Source organism: Morganella sp. Je.2.23, assembly GCF_051129855.1.
GTDB classification, from domain to species: Bacteria; Pseudomonadota; Gammaproteobacteria; order Enterobacterales; family Enterobacteriaceae; genus Morganella; species Morganella sibonii.
The window spans coordinates 34,405-46,870 of sequence record NZ_JBCPSQ010000011.1 but is presented as its reverse complement, the minus strand read 5'-3'; the positions used below and the strand labels follow the sequence as shown (position 1 = coordinate 46,870).

The window sequence follows — 12,466 nt, the reverse complement described above, 5'->3', positions numbered from 1 at the left end:
CGGTTTTAACGCCACCGGTGATTTCCAGTTTGGGATAACAAAACGCCGCACTTATCAGCGGGAATTTCTGGTTATCTTTCCCTGTCTGTAATGCGCCGTTAATGATATTAAAACCGTTATCGATACAATTCAGCAGTGTCAGTTTATTTTTGTTTTGTATAAATTCCTGTTTTAGCTCTGCCGTATAGCCGTGTCTGTCACTGCCGATAACAGAGAGAACCTCACCCTCTATGGTTACGCCATTTTTTATCTGATACCGGCTGGTGTGCCTTGTCCAGCCGCTATGAGAGGGACGGTAACCGGCTGCCACATTCTGCTCTATCCGCTCCTCCTTTCGTTCGTCGTTATTTTTTTTCTTTAACGCGGATTCCAGACCGATACTGACGGTGGCGGTTAATTCCCGGTACAGAATGAGATTGAATCTGGCTGAGGCCAGATGCCGGAGTCCCTCAACAAACAGTACCGGCAGACCGTGAGTCACAGGGTTAATGACTGATGTGCCTATCTGTACGGCACGGGGCAGGGTCAGAAACGGCTTACCGTTACATTCTGCGAGTCGCATGGTGTAGTACTCCCGGTAGCGCGGGTCATCCGTCAGTCCGTCACGGCTTACCAGACTGTCAAGTACGGCAACAGGGTTATATTCGTCATAAGAGAATCCGCCGGTTTTCCCGGTATACGGCAGGGTGCCGCTGAAGGATTTTTCCGGATTAAACTCCCCGAATAAACTGCCGTCTGACCTGAAAATATTGCCGGTCGGGCAGTGAGGGCTTTTGGATATGCAGCGTTTTGCGCTGGCGGTTAATGTCAGGGGAGCTTCAGTGGCGACGTCTTCTGTATCCTGTGCTTTCATTTCCACCAGGTAATCATAGTGTTTAAAAAAATACTGCTCCTGACGGTAGGTGTCTGTTTTCCCTGCAAACACGATTTCTGCATCAAGGGTGCAGGCCGGCGGAATTTTGCAGGTCTGGCAGGCCCCGGAGATATTGGCTGTTCGTCTTTCTTTGTTGTCTGACATAGTGTTCCCTGTTCAGTCGGCACATCATGATGAATGATAGATATCAGGAAGTGCATCAAATAACGATATCATCAGCTTACAGACCCTGTAATTACCGTCACCCTCTGAATCCGACAGAAAAGAGAGCCATTCCGGCGGGATATCACTGAATCGTTTTATCCTGAAAAAGGCCAGGGCATAGCAGAAATACAGGTAGGACTCTTCCGCTGAAACCGATAACCCGTTAAACAAGGTAATAATATCCCGTGACAGTGCCAGGTATCGCTCAAGGCCGGACGGTGACAGTCCTGCCGGTAACGGTTCATAACCGAAACGGTCATTCGTCAGTGTGCGGCTCATAATGTCCGTGACAGAGAAATCTGAACTGACATTATGACTGTTTGCCTCATACATTAAAAAATAGACCGCCATTTTCTGAGCCAGCTTCCGCTCAGATACGGCACTGATTTTTGCATAATCAGCGGCGGAGAATTTCATGAACATGCCACGCATTCCGGCCTGCTCCGGATAGCGTTTCCGCTGCTCTTCAAACCGGTCAGATTGTTTATTTCCCCACAGGTTCGTTTCCAGTTTAGTGACCGGCCCCAGAAACGTATGCAGGCGCCAGTCATCAAACGTGGCCAGGATTTCCCGGATAGTCCGCGGGTCGTAAAAACGCCAGAAGACCGGTTTCTCCTGCCCCGGAATGATTACCATGGTGAATTTCCGCAGATGATGGCGTAACTCGCGCATCGTCACCGCGGAATACAGATAAATCCCCCACGGTGTCTGCCGGGTATCCAGCCATTGCCGGACGTCATCCGACACCTCAACCAGATACGGGGCCAGTTCCGCCATTTCCGGCTGCAGCGGCTCACTGTACAGGCAGCATGCCGGCGGATTGTATTCATCCAGCAGTGAAAATACGTCAGGCTCTGATGCCGCATCAATAACCGCATAGCAGATTTCCGTGTCAGTCATTATCCGTCTCCTCCGGTGTTTCCTCCTCATTCAGCGGACAGTGCGCCACAAAGGGCGCACCACCGGCTGCAGCAGCTTTCAGCACGGCAGGGTTGGTGGCCTGCAGCACATCACCGGGGCTTCCGCCTGAGTTCAGATTAATAACCGGCCCTTTAATATCAACGCCGCCGCTGTGGATAACCACAAAACTGCCTCCGACCTTCAGCGTGATTTTTCCCTGACTCTGCAGCGTGATGTCTCCATCGGCATCGGTACTGACGGTACCCTGTATACGCTCCGCGCAATCCCCGGCCACAATCCGGTGACTGTCGCCGTCAGTCTGCGCCTGATAATTACCGGTCGTTTTGTGAGCCTGATCCCCCTCAACCGTCACCGTCCGGTTACCGGCAACGGCCAGTTCATCGTTATGCCCGATACTGGTTGTTCTGTCGTGGTTTATCCGCTCTCCGCGGGAATTCAGGACCTTAACGGCCAGATTTTTCTGGGCATGAATATACACCTCTTCCTGCCCGGCCAAATCCTCAAACCGCAGTTCGTTAAACCCGTCACCTTTATGCGTTTTACTGCGGAAAATAGTCCGGGTTTTCTCTTCCGGCAGGTTCAGCGGCGGGTTATTGCGTCCGTTATAGGTGCAGCCGGTAATAACGGGTTTATCAATGTCGCCGTTCAGATAGGAAACAATCACTTCCTGGCCGATACGCGGCACCGACATAAACCCGTAACCGTTACCGTTCCAGCCGTGGGCAACCCGTACCCAGCAGGAGGCACTGTGGTCAGGATTACCGCAGCGGTCCCAGTGAAAATACACTTTCACCGCGCCCTGTTCGTTGGTGTAGATTTCTTCTCCCGGCGGCCCGGTCACGGTAGCCGGCTCGCAGCCGTCGGCCTGCGGGCGGAAGCGGTACGGGGGCCGCCATTCGCGGTCGCCGGGGATAAATTCCGCGCTGTTACTGAATGTGGTGCCCTCGCCGCCGCTGTTGTCTGCCAGCGGCTGAACGCCGCGATGATTCACGGTGATGACCTGCCACGACCGGTTCATCGCCTCTGACGGGTGGTTTTTCAGGGTAAAGATTTTGCCCGGCCTCAGCGCAAAGCAGTTGGTACCTGCGGTGCCGGTCTGCCGCTGATTCTGTGACTGCTCATAACGCAGCTGCGTGAATGGCTTACCGGTTTCATCATCACGGTAACGGCCGTAACTCTCAAACACCGGGTGCTGCTGATGTACCTCACCGGTGACGTTATGCTGAAACGGGTAAGACGGCCGGTCAGGGTTGTAATCTTTCTGGATAATCACGTCGCTGCACAGCTGTTCGGTGTAGCGCCAGGAAAAGGCGGTGCTGTCACGGATATCCGTATCCGCCTGCGGGTTATAGGTCAGATGAATACCGGCGGTCATGCCGAGATGGTTGTCGCTGTAAAAGAGTTTCGGCCCTTCCTCGAACCAGAAGTTAATGCCTTCCTCAGAGGCCAGACGGCACCAGAAATCATACGCGGATTCCCGTTTCTGCGTGATGTAATCCCGCTTCTGATGCAGTTCATCCTGATAAAATTTCCGGTCATTTTTGACGTGTGCCTCATTAAGCAGTACTGCGAGGACTTCCGGCACGGACTGTTTCTGAAAGATGCGACTGTCCTGATTCAGCGTCATAATCCACATTTCAGGGCGGATAAGGAAGTGATACCGGGTTTTGTTGCCGTCAGTATTGCCCTGTTCCGCAGAGGCCAGCAGTCCCTGTACGGTACGGACTTTAACGCCGTCACGGGTGACGGTCAGTGAGGCGGCGGCGCCGAGATGCTCCTTAAACGGGATTGACGGCAGCAGGCTGACCGCACTGAGGGTCAGTGAAAATAATGAAGACAGGGATTCACTGAGGGAAAATTCGGTGACCTGAAAGGTCTGCTCCGGCAGCCGCCCGATTTTGCAGGTAAACACCAGCCCGGAATGCCCGGGTAATAATTCAGAAACGGATGGTATCACACGGACTCCCTCAGTCAGAACAGACGGGCGACCGCATATCACTGCAGCAGGGCAGAGTTACCCGGCTCCCGTCACTGAAAACAGAACGGCCCGGCAGTCATCCTGTCCGGGCCGGTATCATTATGCTTCGATTGGTGCACGCCAGTCGTCAGCACCGGAGGTGCCTGCAACGGTGTGCTCCCAGTCAATTTTGCGGTAAGAGAGTGACACTTCAATCAGCTGGGTGTAATCCGTTTTTCCCGGGTCCTGGCAGTGCGGCATTTTGCAGTCGATATTGACGATGGTCGCATCTTCCAGTGAGGTGGTGAAGAAATGCTCCTGTTTCCCCTCAACGGAGGTGCGGTACCATTTCAGCTGCACTTTCGGCAGCATTTCACCGGCGGCCAGTGCGTTGTACAGCAGCGGAACGGCTTTGTTCAGCGCCACGGTGAATTTAAACGGACGGTGCGCACGCTGGCCGGACGGCTGACCGGACTGCGGGTCGGTCGGCACGGTGACGATATGGTCAAACTGCTGGACCAGCATCTCATCCTCATGCCCCTGCACATAGATGTTACCGACGGACTCGGCAGTAAATGCACCGGCAGTGATATTGCCCTGGGTTTTCCCTTCGATCGAGATATAGCACGGAGTTGGCATGGTAAATTCCTTATAAGATAAATGATAACAGTGCGTTATCTGACGGTATGTTGTCATCAGCCGGTGCGCATGGTGTGAACAGGGAAAGCATAAATTTCACTTACGGGTCTGTAAAGGGCGGAGGCGGTGCTGTATCTCACAGGATGTATAACTTAAGTTAAACTCGTTGCAAAAACAGGATATCAGGCTGAGGGGAGTCATAATAACCGGCGGGGACAGTGAAATATGTCAGATTAAAAAAAACGATAATGACCATGAAATTTAACATATACATATAACACACTGTAAAACAAAATAAAAAACACCATTCCTCTTATGATCACAGAAATAAAACATGTAACAAAATGTAATATCATCATAACCTGATGAAATGTAATGATAAAAAACAAAAAATAAGCCCGGTGATAAAAACAGCCTGATTTTTCACAATTAAATATCCTTCACATGCATGATAAATCAGTATATTCCACTGCATTACCTGATTTGGTTATTTTGTTTTTAAAACAGCGGGTCGTAAAAATTACCGGAGTGAATATTTAACCATAATAAATGTATGGTTATGGGGGTGTGACATTCGGGTGTACCCCAGTGTCATAACCTGAAATACTGCCATTTTTCCATTAGATCATGACCTATCTGTCACGTATATTAAGATCATCATTTAAGTGTCACAAACGGGTGAAAAATGTACATTCATGGTTACCTCCGCGCCTCAACAAAAGAGCAGGATGCTCTCCGGGCAAAAAACAGGATGAAAGCTTTTGTGGAAGAAAAAGGATTCCGGATGGCGAGCTGGTACACCGAAAATGTCTCCGGGGCGTCACTACAACGACCGGAACTTTTACGGTTACTTGATGACGCTGCGCCCGGTGACATTATTCTCATCGAGCAGGTTGATCGCCTTTCGCGCATGGATGAGGACGGCTGGCAGAAATTAAAGCACCTTATCAGTGAAAAAAACCTGGTGGTTGTCAGTCTTGACCTTCCGACGAGCCATATGGCGCTGACATCACCTGCCGGTGATGAGTTTACCCGGGCAATGCTTAAGGCGGTTAACGGGATGATGCTTGATATGCTGGCCGCGATAGCCCGCAAAGACTACGAGGATCGCCGCCGTCGCCAGAAAGAAGGTATTGTGAAAGCGAAAGCAGCCGGAAAATACCGGGGCCGCCGGGCTGATGAGCAGTTACATAAAAAAATAATCGAACTCCGGGTCAAAAACAGACAGAGTATCCGTGATACCGCGAGGTTGTGCGGTGTATCAGAACGGACAGTGATACGGATTGTTAAACTCAGCGCAGGCTCCTGATGCGTATATTCCGGACGTCTGGTGTATTTGATAATGGGATAGTCTAAGCCCGTTTTTTAAGATGCATTATTTTTTTCGTGTTATACTACGCATAATTAACCGTGTATCTTACACGATAATTGGTGCGAGGAATCTATGGCTATAAAACAACGGGCAACCAAAAGCGTTACCATGACTGTAGAACGAGTCTTGCTCAGTCGTGCGCGGGAGGCCGGAATTAATCTCAGTGCTACCCTGACAGCTGCGCTTGATGCGGAACTACGCCGGTATGAAGCGAAAAAATGGCAGGAGGAAAATAGTGAAGCACTGGAAGCACTCAACCGGTTTCATGATGAACATGGTTGTTTCAGCGATGAATACAGGACATTTTAAGAATGCAGTTCACTGTATACAATAATACCGGGAAAAGTGCTGTCTATCCTATGTTGCTTGATGTAACAAGCGATATTATTGGTCAGTTGAACCGCAGGATTGTGATTCCCCTGCTGCCCGTTGAAAATTATCCGGCAGGTACTCGTCCCAAACGGTTGGTTCCGCTTATCAGACTGACCGACGATAAAGAATATGCAGTAATGACACATGAGATGGCCAGTATTCCCGCCCGTTCTCTGGGTATTGTGTTTTGTGATGCCTCCCTTTATCGTACAGAAATAAAAGCGGCGATTGATTTTCTTTTTGATGGTATTTAAGAATGATGAATTAATACCGGCAGGAACCCGTAATGAGTGATACATCCCGTCCCGTTCTCACGCTGAACCGTAAACCGAAAGCGGAGGCGGAAAAAAATAAAGACACCCCAATACAGCCGGTGTTCCGCAGAAAACAGCGGATAGATGCTGTCCCACGCCCGAAAAAAAATAAAGCGGCTCCGGCCGTAAAGCCCCCTGCCCCCGTCAAAAAAACAAAATTCCCTGAACCGCCTGCGGTGAAGCCTGAAAAAGTCCCGGTCCCGCCGACACCGCCGAAAAAACGGATGAATATCATTGAGGCACTGGGGATTATTACCCGGTACTGGCCGAAACTGTTTCCGGACGGTCAGCTGCGGCCGATGAAAATCGGACTAAAAGAAGATTTGCTCCTGGACCGGAAAGTCAGGGAGCTGCCGGTTTCAGTGCGGACACTGACCCGCTGCCTGTCTTCGGTATCGTATGCCGGAGGCTATCGTCTGACGGTGATTGCCGGTGCGGCTCGTTATGATAAGGACGGACAGCCCTGCGGAACAGTGACCCCGGAAGAAGAAGCGGATTCCGTGAAGCGGCTGGAAAAGTTAAGAAAACGACAGGCAAAAGGAAAGGCGGAGTAACGTAAGTCTGGGGTAAGTTGATTAAATAATGCACAGGTTGGTGAGGTGGCTGCGGAACGGTGGATACAGCCTGTTTTCCCCCGGGATTCACTGATTTACCCACAGAATTTCTGGATAAAACGCCCTGCTCTGCTCTTCCTGTCAATGCTCTCAGTTTTGCCGGACAGTTCGGTAAATCTGTTCTGAAATCAGTTTACCGGCTTCCGGCGTGTAATGGATACCGTCAGCAGTACGCAGAACAATCCCATTGACTGAATATGTCCATGTCCTGCCGGTGAGCGGACGCGGATCAAATACGGTGTAACCGGCTATTATTGCTGTTTCTGAAATAATTCTGCGGGTATTCACCAGTGCGTTTTCTGTCTGTGTGTTTTTCATGGCCGGAGGCAAGACCCAGATAATATTGGCCGCCGGGTAACGTGTTTTCAAAACGGAAATAAACTGCCTGATCTTCTGGTTGTAACGATAACTGGCAGAGGCAGAAATACCATCATTAGCACCCAGCGATACGATGATAATATCAGGGGAACTGACAGGCATCCGTTGCACGAATGCCAGCCAGTCATAAAATGCCCCATTTATTAGTCCTGATCTGTCCAGGTAATAATATTCCAGAACGTCCAGCTCTTTCGCACCTTTTGCCAGGCTAAGAGTCAGGCTATCTCCAATAAAAATAGATTTAGCAGATGAATCAAAGCTCATAAACATCATACAAAGATAAAAAATATATTTCTTATCTATCATATAGATAACCATGTTATAGATAATTAATCCATTATATAATTGAGTAATTGAGTAATTGAGTAATTGAGTAATTGAGTAACTGAGTAACTGAGTGTCATTCGTTTTTCAATAACCAATTATCAACCAGATCATTCATTACATCTGAGATAGATAGTCCTTTTCGGGCACAGGTAGCTTTCAACCTCTGATGTTTATTTTCTGGCATATTGAAATTAACTCGTTTTTGAGTTTCCGTTGATTTTGCCGAAATTATTTTTTTCAAATCTCGATTATCACCAAATGTCATGATTTTATTTGATGCACTTGCACCATTACCTTTTTTATCAAGCGCCATGATAAAGTTATCCTTTCTATCTGATTGTATATTTCTAACTTTCATTTGAGTAGATACTCAAATGAGTTTTTAAGTAACTGGGTTATGTGATAATTACCATATTTATCAATGGTTATTGAGAACAATATTCATGAAACTAACTTTAAAATCTCATTAGCTAAAACGTCAATTTCTCCTTTTGCGGCGCTATCATTAGTCTCAAAAACAGTTTCTCCGTCGAGGATTGATTTAACATAACTCTGTCTTTGGTTAACCGATGTTTTAAGTAATCCAATTCCAGTAAGGGCAATGCTTTCACGTAACACTGATAACATAGAAGCCTGTTCAATCTTTCGGGTAATAAGGAAACGACACTCTACTGGCCGGTTATATGATTGTGCTTCCAAGACATTGATAACTGCACCTGCAGCTGAAAAATCTAAAGGTGAGGGAGTGACCGGAACAATAACTAAATCACTAACCATAACCGCAGCTGCGGTGATAACAGACAAAGCACCTGCTCCGTCAATAACCACAAAATCATAATCACTTAATTCTTTTCTTATTGTATATACGTCTTTTTCGGATGCTGCTGTATACACATCAAAGTTAGCTTTATCGGCCTTGTTCCAATTAGCCAAGCTTTGCTGTGGATCTGTGTCAACTACGGCTACTCTGTAATTTTTAGCTATGCTTGTGCTTACATTAATTGCTACGGTAGTTTTACCACTACCACCTTTAGGATTTAAAAACGATATGACTTTCATTAAGTTGCTCCACTGTTTTACTCATATGAGTATATGAGTTCATAATACATTCTCTGCTTGTTTGTGTAAATGAGTAAATGAGCAAATGAGTTTTTTGTGAGTAATTGAGCTTTTGAGTAATTGGTGTTGTTATTTTGCTTTATTTTCAAAGTGATAAATCAATGCTATATCGCGTGAGTGATTTAGTACCACTTAAAAAATAATGCTCAAACAGCCAAACTACCAGTTCAAAAGAATTTCGCCCCCGCAGTGTAAGGGGCAGTACGTCCGGGTGACCCGGCCGTCATTCTCTCCTGTGTTTCATTTCTCCTCCGTATCGGGGTTCGAGGTCCAATGATGTAAAAAACCACGCTAAGAGGTTAATCCATTGTTTGTATTGAAATTTAACGGCCTTAACTCGCCCTTCAAAATATCTTCTGGTAACGAAAACGTATAATGCCCCAGCATATTTATATGGCCATGTATCAGCGGCGATAATCTTGCCAGGTGCTCCTCCTCAGGCGCTTCCCCCGATTTGCGAAGATGTGACAACGCCTCCTGCATGTAAAGTGTATTCCACAGCACAACCGCATTGGTCACCAGGCCCAGAGCACCCAGTTGATCTTCCTGACCTTCACGGTAGCGTTTTCTAATCTCACCACGTTGTCCGTAGCAAATGGCTCGAGCCACTGCATGGCGTCCTTCTCCCCGGTTGAGCTGAGTGAGTATCCGACGCCGGTAATCCTCATCATCGATATAGTTGAGAAGATACAAAGTCTTGTTGACCCGGCCCACTTCCATAATCGCCTGAGCCAGACCAGATGGTCGGCTACTTCTCAACAGTGAACGAATAAGCTCTGATGCATGGATGGTCCCAAGCTTCAGTGAACCCGCCATTCGCATCATTTCATCCCATTGGGATTCTATTTTTGAAAGTTCAACACATCCCCGGGCCAGCTCATTCAGGGCACCATAATGGGCCATTTTATCTGCCCGCCAGAATATCGCCCCACCTGCATCGGCCAGACGAGGGGAAAACTGGTAGCCCAGTAACCAGAACAGGCCAAAAATGATATCGCTGGATCCTGCCGTGTCCGTCATAATTTCTACCGGATTCAGCCCGGTCTGCTGCTCCAGAAGCCCTTCCAGTACAAAGATGGAATCACGAAGCGTACCGGGAACGACAATGCCATGGAAACCGGAGTACTGATCTGAGACGAAGTTGTACCAGGTGATACCGCGTCCTGAACCAAAGTATTTACGATTTGGTCCGGAATTAACCGTTTTAACCGGTGTGACAAAACGCATACCATCTGCGGAGGCAACCTCCCCACCTCCCCAGAACCCCGCGAGCGGAAGCGTGGACTGAAAATCAACCAGCCGTGCATTAGCGCTAACCAGCGTTTCTGCCCTGAGATAATTTTGTTTAACCCAGCTCAGACGATGGCGAGTAAGCGCGGGAATATTATGCTTTATCAGAGGTTCATGCCCTATATTGCAGGCTTCCGCCAGCAGTGTTGCGCACAGACTGACCTGGAGATCCTGCGCCCGTGCACCTGATTCACTGACGTGGCTGAAATCGCGGGTAAAACCGGTTCGGGCATCTATTTCAAGTAACAGCTCAGTCAGATCAACGGGTGGGATCAGTTCTCTTACCCGACGATTCAATTGTATCAGTGCCGGTGGCTCATCCAGCTTATCCAGACTACTGATCGTCAGTGAGGGATGCTTACCTTCATTGCTTATGCTGACTGCCGCGTTGCAGGCAAAACGTGAAGCCACTGATTTCCAAGTGTCATCAAGCCGCGTAGCCAGTTGCTCTGCTGCTTTAGTTCCGTCTGATGGATGACCCAGCGCCCGACATACCGGGATCCGTTGTGCGTGCCATTCAGCTCCCTGAAGCAATTTTTGACGCGGGTCACCCCATCGGTCACTGTTCTCCAGCCAGAGATCACGACGGCGCAAAGAGTCCTGAAGACGCTCGAGAAGGCACAACGAGTAACCAGCGCGTAGAATCCTGCCATCTCTGTCGTATACCAGTCGTTTCCAGGGACTGGAAATGATGTGCTCTGGTGCATCGTCGAGAATTCGCTTTTTTGAGCCACTCAGTTCGGCCAGATAATGGATTGCTGACAACGTGTGCTCCCCGGCCGGGGCAGCCTGAAAGTGTAAGTCACGCAACATCGCGGACAGAAAGCGCTTCACCCGTCCATATTGTTCCACCATTTCATCCTGAAAGTGAGTATCCTGCGGGCGCGCCAGCTCATTTACCTTACCGACGGATTCAGCCAGTTTGTCCTTTGGTATGCGGCGAAAAATAGCCTGCCGCAGAGCTGCTTCATCGGTGTTCTCATCAAGTAATAACGAGCATGCCCGTGCCAGCAATAGCGCGGCACGATCAAGATCTTTCAGGGTCCTGAGCCGCTTTTTCTGCCCAATGTTTTTCGCAGAACGAGTGATATCCAGAATAAGCATATCCAGCACATCCACGGCCTCGTCAAGCGCCGAAATTTCCTGCGCTTTCACAAACGCAGTAAGCACGGCCAGTCGCCGTTCCTCAGGCATTCTTGAAATATATTTCACCGAAGCCATTCCGGCATAACGGGCCAAATTCCGCAGCTGGATGGCAGGCAGACCGGAAAAATTCAGCCGGGAAAACTCCATGCTACGCAGTCGGGTATATCGCTCCAGGGCGTCAGTAAATGACGGTCCACTGATAGTGACAGGACCTTTTCGTATCTCCTCCAGAACCGATATACGCTGCCCTTCAGGTATTTCAAGTAAACCGTCCAGTTGCGCTTTCTGCCAGCTGTCAGGCAACAAAGCCAGCCTTCGCCACAATCGTCGACTTGCCCGTTCACGTACTTCGCCAATCAACCTTGTCAGAGTCGAGGCTGCGGGTAACAGGATCTTATTTTGCAGCAACCATGCGGTAGCAAAATCAAACAGCAGACCTGGGCGCTCATTGCTGAGCCAGGCGCGAGTATAGAGCAAACGCTTCAGTCTGAATGTCCAGGGGAAATCACCAAAATCATGATAATCATAATAGAGCTTGATAAGCCCCTGATGCTCCCAGCGGGTATTTTTTCTTTCAGCATATCGGGAAAGGATCTCTGGTCGGCTGATGTTCAACTGTGCCGCAATGTAAAAACGGATGAATGAGGGTATTTGAAGGGGATCAGGAAGAAACGTTCCCAGGAAGCGCGCCGTAGTCAGTTGAAGTGCAATCCCAAGACGGTTATGTTTTCCCCGTCGCTGATTAATAAAAGCAAGGTCACGCTCATCCAGATGAAAATATCGGGCCAGTTGAACCTCATTTGGCTCTGCCACATAGCGACCGTAGTTTTCTGTCTGTTCTCTGGTCAGAAAATCGTCACTCATTGCGCATCCTTTCGTAAACTGGCGATCTGCTCTATTTTTGACAGTCTCAGATATTATAAGTTTTGAGACCTAGCT

11 protein-coding genes and 1 pseudogene are annotated in these 12,466 nt (G+C 48.7%); 4 read left to right on the top strand and 8 right to left on the bottom strand.

Annotated elements, in window-relative coordinates; translation table 11 throughout:
* The 4 genes and pseudogenes from AAZR23_RS20225 to AAZR23_RS20210 form a co-directional block, all read right to left on the bottom strand.
* Positions 1–1,018: pseudogene (locus tag AAZR23_RS20225) on the bottom strand (hypothetical protein); the annotation flags it as partial.
* Positions 1,019–1,042: 24 nt separating this feature from the next.
* The gene (locus AAZR23_RS20220) at positions 1,043–1,978 is read right to left on the bottom strand and encodes a DUF4123 domain-containing protein (protein WP_434694480.1); all 936 of its coding nucleotides are present in this window, start codon (positions 1,976–1,978) and stop codon (positions 1,043–1,045) included.
* Positions 1,971–3,956 (bottom strand): type VI secretion system Vgr family protein, encoded by a 1,986-nt coding sequence (locus AAZR23_RS20215; protein ID WP_434694479.1) that lies wholly within the window; start codon positions 3,954–3,956, stop codon positions 1,971–1,973. Before AAZR23_RS20215 ends, AAZR23_RS20220 begins: the two co-directional genes overlap by 8 nt.
* Before the next feature lie 120 nt (positions 3,957–4,076).
* Positions 4,077–4,595 carry an Hcp family type VI secretion system effector gene (locus tag AAZR23_RS20210; RefSeq protein WP_434694478.1) on the bottom strand — a complete coding sequence of 173 codons (519 nt, stop codon included), beginning with the start codon at positions 4,593–4,595 and terminating at the stop codon, positions 4,077–4,079.
* 685 nt (positions 4,596–5,280) lie between these two features.
* Here AAZR23_RS20210 and AAZR23_RS20205 point away from each other — a divergent pair.
* The 4 genes from AAZR23_RS20205 (at position 5,281) to AAZR23_RS20190 (ending at position 7,207) form a co-directional block, all read left to right on the top strand.
* The gene (locus tag AAZR23_RS20205; RefSeq protein WP_314048703.1) at positions 5,281–5,904 is read left to right on the top strand and encodes a recombinase family protein; all 624 of its coding nucleotides are present in this window, start codon (positions 5,281–5,283) and stop codon (positions 5,902–5,904) included.
* A gap of 135 nt (positions 5,905–6,039) precedes the next feature.
* The gene (locus AAZR23_RS20200) at positions 6,040–6,276 is read left to right on the top strand and encodes a type II toxin-antitoxin system CcdA family antitoxin (RefSeq protein ID WP_036419383.1); all 237 of its coding nucleotides are present in this window, start codon (positions 6,040–6,042) and stop codon (positions 6,274–6,276) included.
* Positions 6,277–6,278: 2 nt separating this feature from the next.
* Positions 6,279–6,593, top strand: a complete 315-nt coding sequence (locus tag AAZR23_RS20195; protein WP_262862893.1) for a CcdB family protein — start codon at positions 6,279–6,281, stop codon at positions 6,591–6,593.
* Between the two features lie 32 nt (positions 6,594–6,625).
* Positions 6,626–7,207, top strand: coding sequence for a ProQ/FINO family protein (locus AAZR23_RS20190; protein ID WP_434694477.1), 582 nt, complete (start codon positions 6,626–6,628; stop codon positions 7,205–7,207).
* A 150-nt stretch (positions 7,208–7,357) separates the two neighbouring features.
* Here AAZR23_RS20190 and AAZR23_RS20185 read toward each other — a convergent pair whose 3' ends face one another.
* The 4 genes from AAZR23_RS20185 to AAZR23_RS20170 form a co-directional block, all read right to left on the bottom strand.
* Positions 7,358–7,909: a GDSL-type esterase/lipase family protein gene (locus AAZR23_RS20185; RefSeq protein WP_434694476.1), complete on the bottom strand. Its 552-nt coding sequence runs from the start codon at positions 7,907–7,909 to the stop codon at positions 7,358–7,360.
* A 136-nt stretch (positions 7,910–8,045) separates the two neighbouring features.
* Positions 8,046–8,285, bottom strand: a complete 240-nt coding sequence (locus tag AAZR23_RS20180) for a plasmid partition protein ParG (protein ID WP_049246523.1) — start codon at positions 8,283–8,285, stop codon at positions 8,046–8,048.
* Positions 8,286–8,413: 128 nt separating this feature from the next.
* Complete coding sequence (locus AAZR23_RS20175; RefSeq protein ID WP_096862164.1) at positions 8,414–9,031, bottom strand: ParA family protein; 618 nt, start codon at positions 9,029–9,031, stop codon at positions 8,414–8,416.
* A 351-nt stretch (positions 9,032–9,382) separates the two neighbouring features.
* Positions 9,383–12,391, bottom strand: coding sequence for a Tn3 family transposase (locus AAZR23_RS20170; RefSeq protein WP_434694475.1), 3,009 nt, complete (start codon positions 12,389–12,391; stop codon positions 9,383–9,385).
* Positions 12,392–12,466 lie beyond the last annotated feature (75 nt).

Bases quoted from the DNA above. Each gene is read 5' to 3' on its own strand.
- AAZR23_RS20205 (WP_314048703.1), top strand. From the start codon at position 5,281: ATGTACATTCATGGTTACCTCCGCGCCTCAACAAAAGAGCAGGATGCT.
- AAZR23_RS20180 (WP_049246523.1), bottom strand. From the start codon at position 8,285: ATGGCGCTTGATAAAAAAGGTAATGGTGCAAGTGCATCAAATAAAATC.
- AAZR23_RS20195 (WP_262862893.1), top strand. From the start codon at position 6,279: ATGCAGTTCACTGTATACAATAATACCGGGAAAAGTGCTGTCTATCCT.
- AAZR23_RS20220 (WP_434694480.1), bottom strand. From the start codon at position 1,978: ATGACTGACACGGAAATCTGCTATGCGGTTATTGATGCGGCATCAGAG.
- AAZR23_RS20210 (WP_434694478.1), bottom strand. From the start codon at position 4,595: ATGCCAACTCCGTGCTATATCTCGATCGAAGGGAAAACCCAGGGCAAT.
- AAZR23_RS20190 (WP_434694477.1), top strand. From the start codon at position 6,626: ATGAGTGATACATCCCGTCCCGTTCTCACGCTGAACCGTAAACCGAAA.
- AAZR23_RS20200 (WP_036419383.1), top strand. From the start codon at position 6,040: ATGGCTATAAAACAACGGGCAACCAAAAGCGTTACCATGACTGTAGAA.
- AAZR23_RS20185 (WP_434694476.1), bottom strand. From the start codon at position 7,909: ATGAGCTTTGATTCATCTGCTAAATCTATTTTTATTGGAGATAGCCTG.
- AAZR23_RS20175 (WP_096862164.1), bottom strand. From the start codon at position 9,031: ATGAAAGTCATATCGTTTTTAAATCCTAAAGGTGGTAGTGGTAAAACT.
- AAZR23_RS20170 (WP_434694475.1), bottom strand. From the start codon at position 12,391: ATGAGTGACGATTTTCTGACCAGAGAACAGACAGAAAACTACGGTCGC.